We start from the raw sequence: 17,832 nt of genomic DNA on the forward strand, positions 1-17,832 counted from the left end.
TTCGCAGTCTTGATTTAGATTAACGATATCATTTTCTTCATTTCTTATATCTGTTGAAAGTTAATACAGTATTGATAATCAATTTTGTTGAATATGAGGTGAGTATTTTTGAAAATAATAGTGATTTTAATCCAAATATTAAGTAAGCCTTAAGTTATAAAATGGATGATATGGCTATTCGCTAATTCATAAGAGCCCGTAATGCGTCAAATTTTCCAAATTAAGATGACAAGCTTCATCGTGGTGATGTCAGCATACTTCACCCTATGCTTTAACTACCCAATCCTCGCTAAGATTTTCGATTTAAGCCATTCAGTATCTAATGTCTTTTTTCCATATACTGCACCTATAGTATTAATGGCAGCATTTCTGATTATCTTTACGGTGTTATGTTGGCCATACCTGTTTAAACCAGTAATGATTTTCTTAACCGTTACTTCATCGATGGCTCTCTATGCAGAAGTGAATTATCACACCTTATTTAATAATGCCGTAATTGAAAGTATTTTCGAAACACGTTCAGATGAAGCGCTGTCTTATATTAATGCAGATTCTATTATCTATGTCATCGTATTTGGTATTGTGCCAAGTATCTGGATTGCAATGGTAAAAATCACCAAGCGAGAGTCTTTTATTAAAGATATCGTTGCTCGTGTCGCGTTAATCGGTATCGCCTGTACAGCGATTTTGCTCGTCGGATTAACGACGTTTAAAAGCTATGCTTCTGTGGGTCGAAATAACCATTTTTTAAACCGTATGATCATTCCAGGTCATGTATATGCGGGTGGTAAATACCTCTATAAGAAGTTTATTTACAAACCACTACCATTTAAACAACAAGGGTTAGACGCAAAACTAAGCCCAAGTAAAAACCATAAACCTACTTTATTTGTGATGATCTTAGGCGAAACTGCACGTACTTATAATTACGCCTATAACGGTTACAACAAAGACACCAATCCGTACACCAAAAATGAAGGCATAATATCGTTCAAAAACGTTGAATCTTGCGGTACCTATACTGCCCTTTCTGTACCTTGTATGTTCTCGAATTTAACCCGCGCTCACTACAATCAAGATCGCGCATATTCTCAAGATAATGCTGTTGATATTATTCATCGCGCTGGGGCAAAAGTACTGTGGCTTGATAACGATGGCGGTTCAAAAGGCGTAGCTGATCGCGTTAACTATCAAGCGATCGATCCTTCCCAGCATAATCAATTCTGTAATGGTACCAGTTGCTACGACAGTGTAATGCTAGATAAAGCCCAAAGCTTTATTGATAAAGGCGATACAAATAAATTTCTGGTACTGCATTTAATCGGTAGTCATGGACCGACTTATTTCAAACGCTACCCTAAAGCGTTCGATAAATTTAAGCCATCATGTAATCGCAGCGACATTGAAAATTGCACTGACGAAGAAATTAAGAACGTTTACGACAATACTATTCTGTACACCGACTTCGTGACAGAACAAATGATAAAAATGCTGAAAGCCAAAGAAGATAAATATAATGTTGCTTTGTTATATATGTCAGATCATGGTGAATCTTTAGGTGAGAACGGTTTCTACCTTCATGGTGCGCCCTTCTCTATTGCACCTAAAGAGCAAAAACACGTGCCTTGGCTACTATGGCTACCAGAGCAATACGCTCAACAAAAAGGAATTAACAAAGCATGTTTAGTTGCTAAAGAATCGCAACCCGGACTTTCACAAGATAACTTATTCCCTAGCCTACTGAGCTTATATGGTGTGAAATCAAAAGTGATTAATCCAAAGCTAGATATCACAGCAAGCTGTCGAGCCAAACCATAACCATTCAATGATCCCATTAACTTAATGTATACTTGTAAGATATTGCAGGTATACATTTTTATTTGAGCTCTCATTCCATGAAAATACTGATTATCGAAGATTCCTCGGCATTACGTCGTAGTTTAGCTGTGGGGTTTAATAATTTAGGCTTTTCCACTGACGAAGCAGAAAATGGTAATGAAGGGCTCACTTTAGCATTAGACAATAATTACGATATTATTATTTTAGATCTCATGCTCCCTGGAATTGACGGTATGACGATTTTAAACAAATTGCGTCAAACAGGCATTGAAACTCGTATTATTATTCTTTCAGCCAAAACACAAAGCCAAGATCGTATTGATGGCTTAATGCAAGGTGCTGATGATTATGTCACTAAACCTTTTTCATTTGATGAACTCCATGCTCGTGTGGTTGCAATTTCCCGTCGTTGCCAACCTGTAAGCATTACCAATACCATTGAAATTGATGGCTTTCTGTTAGATCTTAATAAAAAAACGTTATTCTATGGTAACAACGATTTAGAACTCACACCGAATGAATTTAAGATCATCAATTATCTCTTCGCTCACCGAGGTCAAATCCTTACCGCTAGTATGATCAGCGATAACATTACTAATAACTTCGACTATATTTCGAAAAATACCATTGAAGTACATATTTCTACGATGCGTAAAAAAGCAAAAAATATTGAGGCTGTATTGCCAATAAAAAATAAACGCGGTTTTGGATATTACGTAGAGAGTTAAACATGACGAATCCTCGTTCAATTAAAAAGAATTTAATTAACGCGATCAGCGCCGTATTTGGCTTCTTTATTATTATTGTTTTTACCTTCGTCGATTTCAGTGTGGATAATTGGGTTCAAGAACAATTTGAATTAGAGATCCAACAAAAAGCCGGACAGTTTAAAACCATCACCAATATCCAAGATTTTGCACAAACGATTAAAAGCGATAAAGATTATGCCTATTATCAGATCTGGAAGAATGATGATGTCATTTATCGTTCTACATCGCTCAATGATTATCCCAACATTAATTTACTCCACAAGAAGTTACCACTAAATAGCTATCAAATTGTCGATGTCACTTTACCAAACCATGAGATAGGTAAGGCATTTCTATACTCTTATCTCGCAAAACCTAAAGATAAAAAGCCAACCCCTATTTATTTAACCATTTATGCATCAACGACAGGACTTGATAAAGTTACGGGCATTCTCGATATTTTACTGGTTGGTAGCTTTTTACTCTCGATGATCATTATGCGTGTAGTCGCTAAAATCATTGTGACTAAAGGGCTTGATCCTCTCGTAAACTTAAACGATCAAATAAAACTGTTTAACGAAAATAAACAGCAACGACATAATCACACCTTTGCGTTTAAAGAAAATGTATCCTCTTATATTGAGATTGATTTAATCCGCAAAGAGCTTAATAACTTCCTCGAAACTAACCGTAAAATGGTCGATAACGAAAAACGGATCACCTCTGATATCGCCCACGAAATCAAAACGCCTATTGCAGAACTCATCACCCTAACCGAAGTGCATCAACGCTTTCCAGATGATGAACGTTTAGCGGAAACCTTTACCTCGGATATTCTCCAAATATCGAATCGAATGAAAGTAATAGTAGAAAACCTATTATTGCTACAACGCACATCTCATTCGCTTTCTATTTATAAAGAGCCGCTTGAAATCACAACCTTATTAAGTAGCGTGATTCACGATTTAAACTTTAAATATGACGATATTAAACAGCGTATAGTTTTAAATAACACACTTCAGCAGCCTATTATTGCTGATGAGTTTTGTTTAAAAACCATTATCACCAACTTATTAGATAACGCACTGTTTTACAGCATGCCTAATACAGCTATTAATATTGCGATTAATGATGATGCTCAGGATGTGGTATTCACTATTACCAACCCATCCTCAATTAATTACTCACCGCAGGTAGTCGATAAACTAGTGCAACCGCTATTTCAGCATGATGATTCTCGCTCCAATAACGACCGCTATGGTTTAGGATTATCTATCGTTGATAACATCTGCAAAATCAACGAATACGAGTTATCAATAAACCAGTTAGATCATGGGGATTTTCAGGTACAGGTACGGATACCAAAGAAAAATTGCAGCGAATAAAGCTAACCAATGGGATAAAAAAAGCAGCAATTAGGATTCTTTATTACTGCCTTATTAAAGACAATCTAATTATAAATCATAGCGTTAAAAATATTTAGTCACACCAAGGAAAACGCTCGACTTTTTTGAGTATCCCCCTTCATGATATTTTCAATATTTACTTATATAAGGTGGCTTGGGCTTGGCCAACCCTTCGGATAGGTGTCGGCTGCGCGACACATATCCTTATTTGCTATAAAGCAAATTACTGCTCCGCAACATCCATAGACTTAGGTGTCGGTATAACACCAATAAATCGCGCTAAACTCAACAATGTCATGAACAAACCTATCATTGCTTGCCCAATAACTAGTGAGTAAGCTAACCCCCCTAACGGTGTCACGTTGTAAAACCCGAAGCTAGTCATTACAACAAAACTCGTGTAAACCGCTCCTAAAACACTTTCGTGAGATCCATCAACTGCGAATGAGAAGATGTTTTGAAAGAAAATATATTGCGCTGCAAACCAGAAAATAATCTCGAAATAGTTCTGCATTAACAAAATCACAATTCGTCTATAACCATGCAATTTGTATTCTTTACCAGCCTTGATCGCTCGATATTCATCAAACAAAAGTACATTTGTTTGATAAATTACAACCTCATAAACCCGTAATAATGCATAAGAAGCTATAGCAAAGCCGATATATTGATGTATAAGACAGCAGGCACAGACACGATAGATAAAAACACATGACTTAAAGCCCATATTTCAGAAAAACGACCAGTTCTAGCTTTAGGGCATAGCTTTCTGACTAAGTTGAAAAATGAAATTTTGCCAAGCATTTTGAATACAAATGCCCAAAAATCAACAATAAACGAATCTGACTTTTCCGTAAATCACTCTTGTTTTATAACGTCACAATAACGGTATTTACTAGCCCAAACTGATTGAAACGCATGAATCACTACGTTTCTATAAAAGTTGCGCTACGAGTATATGTCCCGTTGATTATTTTGTTATATTTCCTTACACCAAACGTTCCTTACGCCAACACTAGTAAAGCCAAAAGACTTGCAATTACGACTGCTAGTGCTGTTTAATTCCACATCCGTTAGGACAACTTCAATACCGTTGTCGAAAGCATCCTTTATACGCGCATCAAGCAATGCTGTTTGGCAACCTCGGCCTCGAAACTCTTCTTGTGTATATGCGTTAGCTAAAATTGCATGCTTACTTTCAAAAAAGCTTGTAGCCCATGCGCAAAGCATGCCATTAACGAATGCTACATAGCTACGAAACTTATCAGTACAATATAGCGAACGCTTTTTTAACCAAATTTCGTCTGAACAACTTACCCCAGACGTTTTTAACAGAGATAGAAAATCGTCAACTTTACTATGTCCCCATACTTCTACATTAATAGCATTTGATGAGTCATTAGAGGCCAGCAGATTCTCTTGCGTTAGTTTAAGAAATTCATGTTCAAACACTTTAGTAAAGTCGTGACTTGATAGCCATGAATTGAGTTCGGGTGTAATAGCTTTTGGTTCAACACTGATTTCTATTGGCAAACTAATATCGAATAGCTCAAGGCTATTATCCAGTGATTCTAAATTGCAGACATCTCGAACAATTATTTGATTGTCGTATCTACGCGTTTTATCAGCATAAATAGTGTAAGAAGTTAAATCTGTAACGGAAAGCTCACTTGGTGTATCAGTAGACAGAGCCCGCTCGTTATTGAAGATAAAGTAAGAGTTGTATACTTCCTGTACTCTTTTGTCCTGCATTCATCTCTCGTCTTTTAATGTATTCTAACACCGCGCTAAGCGGAAAAATTGTAGGCTAAAATAATGAACGTATTGAACAAAAGCCAAGCGTTTTCTGTCCGTTCTTTAGCACCTTGTTACATGCCATAGTCTCGTTCCACTCTTGAAATACGAACCTTAAATGACTCATACCATAACTTACGACCAGTTTTTTGAGCTTCTTGATGCTCAGTATTAGCTTTCCAATTTTTAATAGATTCCAAATCAGCCCAGTAAGAAACTGTAATACCTACATCTTCTCTTGCTGATTCTGAACCTAAATACCCTACTTGCTGTTCAGCAAGCTCTATCATCCTATTTGCAGTTTCTCCATAATCATTATCGCCCGCAGTACGGACTGAAGTAAAAATAACAGCATAATATGGTGGTTTTGGGGTATTAGCTAAAAGAGTCATCAAAAATCCTTGGTATATAACGCCGTATTATGTTGTAAGTTATGGTGCCATCATTTCTATGTTTAACTGTCCTGCCAAACCTGCCTCTCGATTAACGCTTAGAGCCTTGAACTCTTACGATGACCTAATTTCAATGAGATCTTGTCGAGATGGATCTTTAACGATTACAAATATATTTAACCAGAATCAGGTGAATGCTTCAGTCTGACAATCTGATTGGTTACGTTGATTAAGAACTTCCATTTTTCCTACTTCAACAGAACGCCGCAATAAAAGGAAACAAGTAGTTGGCTTAAATTGTGAGACACTAACAAAGCCAAGCGTTTTCTGTCCGATTTTAATTGCCTTATTGAACGTAGCCGCTGCACGTGGAGTGAAAACCCGCAACCTCAACTACGGTAAATACACCTTTCCAAAAGGAATATTTACCATGAATAAAGCACAGTATCATCGTTCAGATTATCTTTATGAACAACACCTTATCCATCCCACCTTGCAAGGTAAACGTCGCTCTACGATTGATGCTTATAGCCGTGAACTACGTCGCATTACACATTAACAGGATACATCGCCAGACAATTTAACTACCGAAAGGATTTCGTCGGTACGTAATTATGATTTGTTGCGGGGTCATGAAAAGAAGTAGCTTAAAGCGATCCAATCTATGTTCATTTTAGCCGGGCAACTGATGTTGTCCTCACCGAATAAACGGTACCTATAAAAGCCCAATCTTTTGCCCCTACTGCCAACATGTCATGCAATTAATAGGAATTTTCGGCCTAGATAACCGACGTTCAATCATAAGGATAATGATATTGACGCTTGAGCTTTGAAGAAGATTTTATTGTAAATCAGAGTGTCACATAAGAAGGATTTAATGTCTTTTTAGCAATATGTATACATTTAAGGTCATGTTAGCATCGTTTTTTTTACAAAAATCGAATGACTAATGAAAAAAATAACCATCGCAGATTTAAATAACTGGAAAAAATTAGGCGAAAAATTTGCATCAATAACTGCTTATGATGCGAGTTTTGCTAAAATATTTGAAGAGCAAGGCCTACCTGTCATCGTTGTCGGAGATTCACTTGGTTCAGTCATACAAGGTAAACCAACAACTTTGGATGTGAGTATTGATGAATTGGTATATCACACAAAATGCGTTAGAGCAGGAAGCCCAAATACTTTCATTATTTCAGACCTTCCTTTCATGAGTTACCACACCCCTGATGCAGCATGTGAATCAGCAGCTAAGTTAATGAAAGCTGGTGCAAATATGGTAAAGATTGAAGGCGGTAGTTGGTTAACCGGTACTGTTAAAATGCTAACTGAACGTGCAGTTCCAGTTTGTGCTCATTTAGGTTTAATGCCACAAGCTGTAAATCTATATGGCGGATATAAAGTTCAAGGTAGAACAGAAGAACAAGCTACAGAAATGCTTGAAACTGCCAAAGAACTTCAGCGCGCAGGAGCTCAGACACTGGTCCTTGAATGTATTCCTGCGAAATTAGCACAACAAATCACATTAGAATTAGACATTCCAGTAATAGGGATTGGTGCAGGTAATGATACCGATGGTCAAGTTTTAGTTATGCACGATATTTTAGGTGTATCAGCCAATTATATTCCAAGATTCTCTAGGAATTTCCTCGCTGAAACCGGGTCGATTGAAGCCGCTGTGACTAAGTATATAGATGAAGTCAAACAACAAACCTTCCCAGAGGAAAAACACAGCTTTTAATGTCAATAAAAGAAAACCGATTAACTAGATCGGTTTATGGTTTAAACGTTAATAAATTTGTATAACTATTTTGCGAATTGCTTGTTGCGTGGTAATGGGAAGAAGCAGCTTCAAGCTATCCAATTTATGTTCATGTTAACTGGGCAACTAATGTTGCCCTCACCGAATAAAACGGTACGTATAAAAGCCCAACCCTTTTGCCCCTGCTGCCAACATGTGATGCAATTAACGGGGATATTTCGACACAGATAACCGACGTTTAAGAATAAGGATAATGGCATTCACGCTTCAGAATTAAAGAGGATTTTATTATAAATCAGTGTATTAAAATTACTGGTTTACACCAAGGATAACGCTCGACTTCTTTTTGGCATCACCCTTCATTATCTTTCCAATATTTACTTATTATTAAATGGCTTGAGCTTATCCAACACTTCGGATAGGTGTCGGCTTCGCGACACATATTCTTATCTGTTATATGTTTGTAACGCAACCCTTTTCTTTTAACACGCGCTTAGTTGATGCAGGGTTATTTTTTAATGCCGATAAAGGACGAATTGGTCGTTGAACCAAATTACCTGAACAATTTGGGCACACATGGTTTAAAACGGACTCTGCACAGCTAAGGCAAAAGGTACATTCGAATGTACAAATTACTGCTTCCGTAGATTCTGGAGGTAAATCTTTATCACAGCATTCACAATTAGGTCTCAAATCTAACATTTAGAACTCCTTTCTAGAGAAACACATCACGCCGCGTTAAGCGGACAAAAATTGTGGGTTATAATGTGTAGCGAAGCGAAACGTAACCCACTGTTTTTTTGCTCCGTTTAAACGCCTTGTTATGCCTTAAATCATGAAATTAAACAAAATTTATGTTTGCAACTTTCACAACATCTCCAGATACCCAAATATTGGATACTGTCGTTTCATTTGTTTCAACGTAAGCTTCAATTTCACTTGGTCTACCTAAAAACCTACCCTGTGAAATTATTATAGGTGTATTACAAAAGGCTAACTTATGCTTCACAAGGAATGTAGCAGTTGGACCAGCGGCACTTCCTGTTGCTATATCCTCTACAGAACCATCGTTATCCCAAGTTCTACCTTCAAAGTTTAATATATCGATAACATACACAAATTTTGCACCAAAGCTTTCTAATAAATTTTCGAAGGCTTCGATACAAATATTAGCATTCTCTATCCCATTAGTTATCGGAACAATAAGATAAGGTAAACCAGTGGAAATTACTTCTAATGGATAATTTGCCAAATTTTTTGAGCTTAAATTTAATGCTGATAGCGCTTTTTCTGTTTCATTCTGAGTCAGGGTATGGATATACTCCGGTTTTCCTTGCTCCATCGACGAATAAAAATATTTATCTGTTTTTTTAGTTTTTACAGTGACAGTTTTTTTGTTTAACTCTATTTTCCACTCTCTGGGCTTGAGATCTCTAGATTCTTCATGGAGGTGAGCAGCTAAACCAATTATTGGATGTCCAGCAAAATCGAGCTCTTCTTCTACAGTATATATCTTTGCCCTTACAGATAAGTCATGTTCATTTACTTTAACGAAAATTGATTCAAACTGACGCATCTCTTGCGTCAGCGATAACATTTCATTGTTATCTAATGAATCGTAATCATAAAATATTGTTAGTCCATTGCCTGAAAGCTTCTCTTTAGCAAATACGTCCACTAGTTTACATTTCATAAATTATTACTTATTCCTTTAAGATTTAAATAGATAACACTGCAAATTACAAAGAGGCATAACGCCCGCTTAAGCGGACGGAGATAGTTGGCTATACTGTGAAGTGAAGCGGAGCGAAACGTAGCCAACTGTTGACGTTCCGTTTAAAGCGCTTGTTAAATGGCAATTCAGCTTAGGTCGCGCCCAAACATTCGAGCAAAATACCCAACAAGAGTTCTTTCTGAATACCCTGTGCGACTACCAAAAAAGTAATTTCTAATGCAAAAAAACAAGCCTATTAATCCACAGGTAATCCCTACCCATTCAAACCAATGAATTCTGCGACCAAAAATAGCTTCTAGCAAAGGATAAAACATGTTCTGAGACTCAGATGCTAATTTTGTTTCAAGCCAACTTGGAATTATAAAATAGAAAAGAAAAAACGATATACAGCCAAATATTAGTGATCCCCACCAAGGCAAATGTGCACCTATGGAAACGGAATCTGAAACGATTGAACTACGTTTTCTATATCGACGTCCCATACGTATCCCTGTGCCATTTAACGCCGCGCTAAGCGGCAAAAAGTTGTTGGCTAAAATAAGTGAGGAACGAACAAAAGCCAACTGTTTTTTGTCCGTTCTTGAGTGCCTTGTTGAACGAAGCAGCTTCGCGGCAAAGTGAAAAACCATAAGCTCAACTACGGTAAATACACCTTTCCAAAATGAGTATTTATCATGAATAAAGCACAGCAACATCGTTAATTTTATCTTTATGAACAAAACCTTACCCATCTCACCTTGCAAGGTAAACGTCCCGCTACGATTGATTCTTATAGTCGTGCACTACGTCACATCACACATCAACTGGATACATCACCAACAATTTAACTACCGACGATCTTAAGCGGTATTTTACACAACTGATCAAATCACATTCATGGAGTACAGTGAAAATTGATCGCAATGACTTACAGTTTTTCTTTAAGCATGTGCTTCAACGTGATTAGAAATGGATATTGCAGTGTATATGACCGAAAGGATTTCGTCGGGAACGTGATTATGGTTTGCTGCGGGGTCATGAAAAGAAGCTACTTAAAGCGATCCAATTTATGTTCATGTTAGCAGGACCAACTTACGTTGCCCTCACCGAATAAAGCGATACGTATAAAAGTCCAACCCTTTTGCCCCTGCTGCCAACATGTCATGCAATTAACGGGGATATTTCGACCCAGATAACCGACGTTAAATAATAAGGATAATGGCTTTAACGCTTCAGAATTAAAGAGGGTTTTATTATAAATCAGGGTATTAATATTATTGGTTCACACCAAGGATAACGCTCGACTTCTTTTGGACATCATCCTTCATGATATTTCCAATATTTACTTATATAAGGTGGCTTGGGCTTCTCCAATACTTCAGATATGTGTCGACTTCGCGACACATATCCTTATTTGTTATATTTCCATAGCAAACATTACAATTAATGTTAATAGCACCCCCACAAGTGTAAACATAGCTGTTAAATAGATAACCAATGCCCCGTAATATATACTCTTACTGACAGACTTTATTCTTTTATCTAAATAAATGTCTTTTGCAATTTCTATTAGCCCTAAAACATAATCAAGCTTTAACGCCAACGCTGATCCCTTATATAATTTATGTTTATAGCGACACAGCGTAGGAATACGATAAATAAATGCACGAGTAAGTAACCCCCCAGTAACATTGTTACAGAGATAAAAGCCATTAGTAACATAAAAGGTTTACATGTATTACTACTTTCTGAGCAAACGTCAGATAAACTATTCGTAAAACCTATAATTATAAATGCAGGGCTACCAACTAAAATACTTAGTATAACGACAAAGTTAGTGACAGTGATTATTATCTGTTTCATGCTTATAAAAATATTTTTCATCAAGAACAATTTCTCTATAGATAAATCACAAAAAATATAACAGTATATTAATAATCATTCTTACTTTTACGCTTTATTAATACAGCAAATATTCAACATTCTAATAAAAAATATTTATTTTCATTGCCTTGGTCGCAAAAATTAGCATCCACCCGATATATTTACGTTGGTAAAAGTAAGAACGGTATTTTGTTCATCGGATTAAATACACAAACAGCAAAGCTAGTTATTTAATATCAATAAGTTAAAAGCACCTACTGAGGTAATTAAGCATTTTTTCTTATTTAAAACGAAGCATAATCGGAAAAATTTGCGCTTTTCATTATAACTGGGTAAATACACAGGTAGTCTCATGACCAGCAAACAAAAGCATTTCGCCTAAATTGGAATAGGAATAACAGAAGTACTAAAAGAGAGGAAATAGAGATAAGAAAAATGGAGACAAAGCAGTGTTCATCTCCATATTGAGGGATTATTGTGGCTTGTGATTTTTAGCTAAAAACGTATCCAGTTTGTTAGCGAAGTTCTGGCGATCAGCTTGGCTCAATGGTGCTGGGCCGCCCGTTTGTACGCCACTGCTGCGCATAGTTTCCATGAAGTCACGCATTTGTAAACGCTGCTTAATGGTGTCTTTAGTATACATCTCGCCACGAGGGTTTAATGCATGTGCGCCTTTGGTGATCAGTTCGTCTGCTAATGGGATATCAGCGGTAATCACCAAGTCCCCTGCTTCGGCTTGTTGTACAATATAATTATCAGCAACATCAAAGCCTTGTTCCACTTGAATCGAACGTAAAAACGGTGAAGGTGGCGTGCGAATGTATTGGTTAGCCACCAGCGTTACGTTCACTTTTGCGCGATCAGCAGCGCGAAATAGAATCTCTTTTACGACGTTTGGACATGCATCAGCATCTACCCAAATTTTCATAGATAATCCTTTCATTCTTTCTCTACGTGCCATAAAACACGTAAGATTTATTTGTAAAAAAGCCGCCCTATCTAAAGGCGGCTTTCAATTAACTTTTTGGCTTAGCCTGTTTTATTAAGTAAAAACTTAACCAACAAGACCTTTCTTCGCGATGTACTCATCGTAAGTACCGTGGAAGTCTTCTACGCCGTCTTTAGTGATCTCAAGAATACGTGTTGCAACCGATGTTACAAACTGGCGATCGTGAGATACGAACATTAATGTACCTTTGAAGTTCTCTAACGCAAGGTTAAGTGCTTCAATAGATTCCATGTCCATGTGGTTTGTTGGTTCATCCATAAGTAGGATGTTAGGACGTTGCATGATTAACTTACCAAACAACATACGACCTTGCTCACCACCAGAAATCACTTTAACTGATTTCTTAATGTCGTTTTGTGAGAACAGCATACGGCCTAGGATACCACGAACAGTTTGCTCGTCATCACCTGGCTTTTTCCACTGGCTCATCCACTCAAGCAATGTAATATCTTCTGCGAAATCAGCACTGTGATCCTGTGCGTAGAAACCAATGTTATTGTTTTCAGACCACTTAACCATACCCGCCATCGGCTCCATTTGACCCGCTAGCGTGTTTAGGAATGTTGATTTACCGATACCGTTCTCACCGATAATCGCGATGCGCTCACCTACTTCTACCAGTAAGTTAACACCGTTGATTAGGATGTTTTCACCGTAACCTTGCTTCAAACCTTCCACTTCTAATGCGTTACGGAACAGTTCTTTTTCCTGATCGAAACGAATGAATGGTGTTTGACGGCTAGATGCTTTTACTTCTGTTAATTGGATTTTATCCAATTGCTTTTGACGAGACGTTGCTTGCTTCGCTTTAGATGCGTTAGCAGAGAAGCGGCTTACGAACGTTTGTAGTTCAGCCATCTGTGCTTTCTTCTTCGCATTATCTGCATGTAACTGCTCACGAGCTTGCTCTGCAGCCATCATGTATTCGTCGTAGTTACCAGGGAATAGACGAAGCTCACCGTAATCTAAGTCAGCCATGTGTGTACATACGCTGTTTAAGAAGTGACGGTCGTGCGAGATGATGATCATAGTGCAGTTACGCGCTAGTAGGATCTGCTCAAGCCATGCAATGGTGTGAATGTCCAAGTTGTTCGTTGGTTCGTCAAGTAGCATGATGTCTGGGTTAGCAAACAGTACCTGTGCAAGAAGCACACGAACTTTAAGACCCGGAGCAACGGCACTCATTAGACCGAAGTGCTGATCTTCTGGAATACCAAGACCAAGTAGTAATTCACCTGCACGTGCTTCTGCTGAGTAGCCGTCCATTTCTGCAAATTCTACTTCTAGATCCGCAACACGCATACCATCTTCTTCTGACATTTCAGCCATTGAATAGATGCGATCGCGCTCTTCTTTAATCGTCCATAGCTCTTTGTGACCCATGATCACAGTGTCTACTACGCTGTAGTTTTCGAATGCAAATTGATCCTGACCTAATTTAGCCATACGCTCATTAGGATCAAGTGAAACAGTACCTGCAGACTGCTCTAGCTCGCCACCCAAGATTTTCATGAATGTCGATTTACCACAACCATTCGCGCCGATTAGGCCGTAACGGTTGCCGCCACCAAATTTTACTGAGATGTTTTCAAACAATGGCTTATCGCCAAACTGCATTGTGATATTAGCTGTTGAAATCAATGTACTGTTCCAAAATTTATGAATATATCAAGCATTAAAAAAGCCGCCTACTACAAGCGACTTTTCTCTAAATTGGCGCGGAGTATAACAGATTTAGTGACTTACATCACCTTTAAATTAACAACAAAATTGTAACTAGTAATATTGCTCGTGACTGCCCTTTTTTCTTATTTCATAGTTACCTTATTTTAATTAAGTATTTATTTACATTGAGTTAATAAGATTTGAAAAAAGAATAATGAAATATGAAGTTATGTTTTTGTGTGATGATTATATTTATTCAAGGCGTATAGTAATTTTCAAACATTAGGTTAATAAATAGAGAGTTATTATGAATATCCATTCTTTCGGTAACTGGCTACCAAAAAGCAAAGCACATGTTAATGCTTGGATCCAACACTTAAAAGCACACACTAAGCAACATCCAGCAGAGCTTGTTCAACCTATCCAAGAATTTAAAGATTTGGTTGATAATGATGAAAGCCTAAAAGAACTCGCTGAACGTATGTTTAGCTATGCGGGTAATCAAAAAGAATTAACGCCGCTAGGTACACCAGAAGTCATGAGTTTTGATGAATTTATTGTGCTATTAAACGCAATTATGACGCAAGCGCCTGAATGTACTGAATATACCGACCCTAAAAGTGGCGAACTCAATCCTTGCGGTTTAATTGGTTTTCCTATTAATGCGTTATTAGATTGGCCGATGGCAACACCTGCTGGCTACACATTCTTCTCAAATGCATTAGTAAATCAGCAAATTAAGAAAATATTAACTTACTGGTCTTCTTTCCTTTCAAGCTCTGACTCCCGTTACGTATTAGTAACCGATGATCTTAATCGTACACCGAAGGTGTTAGGTTGGTTAAATCCAACAGCTAAACGTGAAATGGTCGGTGTCGCTTGCCAAGCCACTTCTGATCCTGCACTAAAGGCATTACCGTTTGAGCACTTTTTCCAATGTGATCCTGATGATAAGTATTATGGCTTTAAATCATGGGATGACTTTTTCACTCGTGAGTTCGTAAAAGGTGTTCGTCCAATTGCTGAAGGTGATGACATTATTGCTAATGCATGTGAATCAGCACCGTTGCAAGTGGCAGAAAACGTAGCTGAAACATCTGAGTTCTGGCTCAAAGGTCAACCTTATTCACTACAAAATATGATGGATTTTGATCCACTCGCGAAACAATTCGTGGGCGGTACAATTTATCAAGCATTCTTAAGTGCATTAAGTTACCACCGTTGGAATAGCCCTGTTTCAGGGACAGTAAAAAAAGCCTTCATTGTTAACGGTTCATATTACTTAGGTAATAAATACCAAGGCTTTGGTAATCCAGAAGGAGCTGATGACAGCGCGCCGAATAACTCTCAGCCTTTCTTAACCGCAGTTGCAACTCGCGCAGTGATCTTTATTGAATCAGACAATCCAAAGATTGGCTTAATGTGCTTTATTGCGGTAGGTATGGCAGAAGTGTCATCTTGTGAAATTACAGTAAAAGAAGGTCAACACTTAAATAAAGGTGATGAATTAGGTATGTTCCACTTTGGTGGTTCTACACATTGCCTTGTCTTTGGACCAGATGTGAAGTTAGCGTTTGACTTCCACAATACAACACCAGGTTTAGATGCAACCAATATTCCTGTTTGTTCACGTATTGCAACCGTCTTATCCGATAAATAATACCAAGACTTAAATTAGCTGATCACTAAATACAACAACGCCTTATTACAATGTCACTTTGTAATAAGGCGTTTTTTTATTGCTTAAATATCAGCTTATTCGTAACTAATACTTAATAAAAAATTATCGACGGTTACGACCACCGCCACGGCTATTACTACGACCGCGAGAAGCACGTTCTTTGTAAGCTGAAGCCGCTTTTGCTTGCGATGCTAGAATTGATTCAACGGTTAGTTCCATTGGCTCTTTGGGTACAATGCCATCAGCAAAGGTACGCATACGTGGTGGAATTTCTAATTCAGCGGCTGTTGCACGTGGCATACGCTTAAAGCGTGATAGGTAGAAAGCTTCTAGTTTCTCTCTCGCCCACTCTGTTTTCTTCAAGTATTTCACACTACTCGCAATAGACGGTTTAGTATTGAAACAGTTAAAACGCATTGCCGTGTCTAAAATTTCCCAACCGTAGTGATCGACTAATTCGGTTAGCATTTTTTCAAGGCTCAAGCCATGAAGCGGATTATTTTGTAAAAGTCGCTGCTCTAGCGTTAATTCTTTTTCTTTTTTTGCTGGTTGAGCAGGTTGTTGTTGTTCTTGCATTGCCATTCCTAACGGATATTTACAGATATCTTTGTAGTATAAAGGCTACGAGCAAGAAGTTATAAACAATTTAATTTGTAATGGAATGATATTTTTAAAACGGAGGACAGTATGGCGAATAGTTTAAGCTATAAACAGTCAAAAATATGTCTGTGATGTTCAATTTAAATAGCACCGTCAATTCAACCTATTAATGAGATATCGCTGACGGTGCAGTTTTTATTATGCAGATTAAAAAATAACGTTAATTGTTATTCCCAATCAAGAATAACCTTACCTGACTGACCAGAGCGCATGACATCAAAGCCCTGTTGGAAATCATCAATCTTGTAATGGTGAGTAATGATTGGTGATAGATCTAAACCTGATTGGATCAAGGTTGCCATCTTGTACCATGTTTCAAACATTTCACGGCCATAGATACCTTTGATGATCAAACCTTTGAAGATCACTTGGTTCCAATCAATTGCCATGTCTGATGGTGGAATACCTAGCAGTGCAATTTTACCGCCGTGGTTCATGCTTGATAACATGCTGTTAAATGCCGCAGGGTTACCCGACATTTCCATGCCCACGTCAAAGCCTTCTTTCATGCCAAGCTCTGCCATCACATCGGTCAAGCTTTCTTTAGCTACGTTAACCGCACGGGTTACGCCCATTTCACGAGCAAGATCTAAACGGTATTCGTTCACATCCGTGATCACTACGTGACGCGCACCCACATGTTTTGCTACAGCCGCAGCCATAATACCGATTGGGCCTGCACCTGTGATCAGCACATCTTCACCCACTAAGTCGAACGACAGTGCTGTGTGAACAGCATTACCGAACGGGTCGAAAATAGACGCAACATCATCTGAAATATCATCAGGAATTTTGAATGCGTTAAATGCAGGGATCACTAAGTATTCCGCAAATGCACCTTCACGGTTTACACCCACACCAATGGTGTTACGGCATAAGTGGGTACGGCCACCACGACAGTTTCGGCAGTGACCACACGTGATATGGCCTTCACCCGAAACACGATCGCCAATATCAAAGCCACGTACTTCCTGACCCATCCCAACCACTTCACCGACATATTCATGACCAACAACCATAGGTACAGGGATCGTTTTTTGTGACCACTCATCCCAATTGTAGATATGAACGTCAGTACCACAAATTGCTGTTTTCTTGATGCGGATAAGCAGATCGTTATGACCAACCTCAGGCTTATCTACTTCAGTCATCCAGATGCCTTCTTCAGGCTTTAATTTAGAAAGAGCTTTGATTTTCATTATATTATTCGCTTATTTCTTTAGGATACAACATGCTTTTCAGCGTCCATCTACTACTGCATGTTATTAAACCTTTGC

General features: G+C 38.0%; 17 protein-coding genes and 3 pseudogenes. 9 read left to right on the forward strand and 11 right to left on the reverse strand.

Annotation, left to right across the window (positions count from 1 at the left end; all coding sequences use genetic code 11):
- Nucleotides 1-201 precede the first annotated feature (201 nt).
- The 3 genes from BTO08_RS06165 (at nt 202) to BTO08_RS06175 (ending at nt 3,973) form a co-directional block, all read left to right on the forward strand.
- On the forward strand, nt 202-1,818 hold the full coding sequence (locus BTO08_RS06165; RefSeq protein ID WP_105060330.1) for a phosphoethanolamine transferase: 1,617 nt from the start codon (nt 202-204) through the stop codon (nt 1,816-1,818).
- A 77-nt stretch (nt 1,819-1,895) separates the two neighbouring features.
- A complete protein-coding gene (locus BTO08_RS06170) occupies nt 1,896-2,567 on the forward strand; it encodes a response regulator transcription factor (RefSeq protein WP_105060331.1) in 672 nt (223 codons plus the stop codon).
- 2 nt (nt 2,568-2,569) lie between these two features.
- Nucleotides 2,570-3,973 carry a sensor histidine kinase gene (locus tag BTO08_RS06175; protein ID WP_105060332.1) on the forward strand — a complete coding sequence of 468 codons (1,404 nt, stop codon included), beginning with the start codon at nt 2,570-2,572 and terminating at the stop codon, nt 3,971-3,973.
- Nucleotides 3,974-4,217: 244 nt separating this feature from the next.
- On the opposite strand, the gene BTO08_RS22305 is transcribed toward BTO08_RS06175, so the two are convergent.
- The 3 genes from BTO08_RS22305 to BTO08_RS06190 all read right to left on the reverse strand — a co-directional run bounded on the left by BTO08_RS22305 (nt 4,218) and on the right by BTO08_RS06190 (nt 6,180).
- Nucleotides 4,218-4,508, reverse strand: a complete 291-nt coding sequence (locus tag BTO08_RS22305) for a hypothetical protein (protein WP_198038417.1) — start codon at nt 4,506-4,508, stop codon at nt 4,218-4,220.
- Between the two features lie 464 nt (nt 4,509-4,972).
- Entirely contained in the window at nt 4,973-5,746 is a 774-nt protein-coding gene (locus BTO08_RS06185) for a GNAT family N-acetyltransferase (RefSeq protein WP_105060333.1), read from the reverse strand.
- Nucleotides 5,747-5,862: 116 nt separating this feature from the next.
- A complete protein-coding gene (locus tag BTO08_RS06190) occupies nt 5,863-6,180 on the reverse strand; it encodes an antibiotic biosynthesis monooxygenase family protein (RefSeq protein WP_105060334.1) in 318 nt (105 codons plus the stop codon).
- A gap of 430 nt (nt 6,181-6,610) precedes the next feature.
- On the opposite strand from BTO08_RS06190, the gene BTO08_RS06200 reads away from it, so the two are divergent.
- The 3 genes and pseudogenes from BTO08_RS06200 to BTO08_RS22555 all read left to right on the forward strand — a co-directional run.
- Nucleotides 6,611-6,739 (forward strand): hypothetical protein, encoded by a 129-nt coding sequence (locus tag BTO08_RS06200; protein WP_347337941.1) that lies wholly within the window; start codon nt 6,611-6,613, stop codon nt 6,737-6,739.
- Nucleotides 6,740-7,129: 390 nt separating this feature from the next.
- On the forward strand, nt 7,130-7,921 hold the full coding sequence (gene panB / locus BTO08_RS06205) for a 3-methyl-2-oxobutanoate hydroxymethyltransferase (RefSeq protein WP_045147779.1): 792 nt from the start codon (nt 7,130-7,132) through the stop codon (nt 7,919-7,921).
- Nucleotides 7,922-8,002: 81 nt separating this feature from the next.
- Nucleotides 8,003-8,173 (forward strand): annotated as a pseudogene (locus BTO08_RS22555) (IS91 family transposase); the annotation flags it as partial.
- Between the two features lie 222 nt (nt 8,174-8,395).
- Here BTO08_RS22555 and BTO08_RS06215 read toward each other — a convergent pair.
- The 3 genes from BTO08_RS06215 to BTO08_RS22310 all read right to left on the reverse strand — a co-directional run bounded on the left by BTO08_RS06215 (nt 8,396) and on the right by BTO08_RS22310 (nt 10,408).
- Nucleotides 8,396-8,644: a DUF1272 domain-containing protein gene (locus BTO08_RS06215; RefSeq protein ID WP_045131763.1), complete on the reverse strand. Its 249-nt coding sequence runs from the start codon at nt 8,642-8,644 to the stop codon at nt 8,396-8,398.
- A gap of 139 nt (nt 8,645-8,783) precedes the next feature.
- Nucleotides 8,784-9,635: a PhzF family phenazine biosynthesis protein gene (locus BTO08_RS06220; RefSeq protein ID WP_005367558.1), complete on the reverse strand. Its 852-nt coding sequence runs from the start codon at nt 9,633-9,635 to the stop codon at nt 8,784-8,786.
- Nucleotides 9,636-9,802: 167 nt separating this feature from the next.
- On the reverse strand, nt 9,803-10,408 hold the full coding sequence (locus tag BTO08_RS22310; protein WP_198038468.1) for a hypothetical protein: 606 nt from the start codon (nt 10,406-10,408) through the stop codon (nt 9,803-9,805).
- Here BTO08_RS22310 and BTO08_RS06230 point away from each other — a divergent pair.
- Nucleotides 10,385-10,617 (forward strand): annotated as a pseudogene (locus tag BTO08_RS06230) (site-specific integrase); the annotation flags it as partial. The gene BTO08_RS22310 and the pseudogene BTO08_RS06230 sit on opposite strands and share 24 nt — an antisense overlap.
- A 30-nt stretch (nt 10,618-10,647) precedes the next feature.
- Nucleotides 10,648-10,852 (forward strand): annotated as a pseudogene (locus BTO08_RS22560) (IS91 family transposase); the annotation flags it as partial.
- Nucleotides 10,853-11,073: 221 nt separating this feature from the next.
- On the opposite strand, the gene BTO08_RS06240 reads toward BTO08_RS22560, so the two are convergent.
- The 3 genes from BTO08_RS06240 to BTO08_RS06250 form a co-directional block, all read right to left on the reverse strand.
- On the reverse strand, nt 11,074-11,259 hold the full coding sequence (locus BTO08_RS06240) for a hypothetical protein (RefSeq protein WP_105060336.1): 186 nt from the start codon (nt 11,257-11,259) through the stop codon (nt 11,074-11,076).
- Between the two features lie 753 nt (nt 11,260-12,012).
- Nucleotides 12,013-12,468 (reverse strand): YaiI/YqxD family protein, encoded by a 456-nt coding sequence (locus BTO08_RS06245; protein WP_045082884.1) that lies wholly within the window; start codon nt 12,466-12,468, stop codon nt 12,013-12,015.
- 126 nt (nt 12,469-12,594) lie between these two features.
- The gene (locus BTO08_RS06250) at nt 12,595-14,190 is read right to left on the reverse strand and encodes an ABC-F family ATPase (protein ID WP_105060337.1); all 1,596 of its coding nucleotides are present in this window, start codon (nt 14,188-14,190) and stop codon (nt 12,595-12,597) included.
- A gap of 331 nt (nt 14,191-14,521) precedes the next feature.
- Here BTO08_RS06250 and BTO08_RS06255 point away from each other — a divergent pair, with 331 nt between their 5' ends.
- Entirely contained in the window at nt 14,522-15,874 is a 1,353-nt protein-coding gene (locus BTO08_RS06255) for a phosphatidylserine decarboxylase family protein (protein WP_105060338.1), read from the forward strand.
- A 123-nt stretch (nt 15,875-15,997) separates the two neighbouring features.
- Here the strand turns inward: BTO08_RS06255 and BTO08_RS06260 are convergent, their stop codons facing one another.
- Nucleotides 15,998-16,471: a VF530 family DNA-binding protein gene (locus tag BTO08_RS06260; protein ID WP_005367537.1), complete on the reverse strand. Its 474-nt coding sequence runs from the start codon at nt 16,469-16,471 to the stop codon at nt 15,998-16,000.
- A gap of 251 nt (nt 16,472-16,722) precedes the next feature.
- The gene (gene tdh, locus BTO08_RS06265; protein ID WP_105060339.1) at nt 16,723-17,754 is read right to left on the reverse strand and encodes an L-threonine 3-dehydrogenase; all 1,032 of its coding nucleotides are present in this window, start codon (nt 17,752-17,754) and stop codon (nt 16,723-16,725) included.
- Nucleotides 17,755-17,832 lie beyond the last annotated feature (78 nt).

This window comes from Photobacterium angustum (assembly GCF_002954615.1).
Lineage (GTDB): Bacteria > Pseudomonadota > Gammaproteobacteria > Enterobacterales > Vibrionaceae > Photobacterium > Photobacterium angustum_A.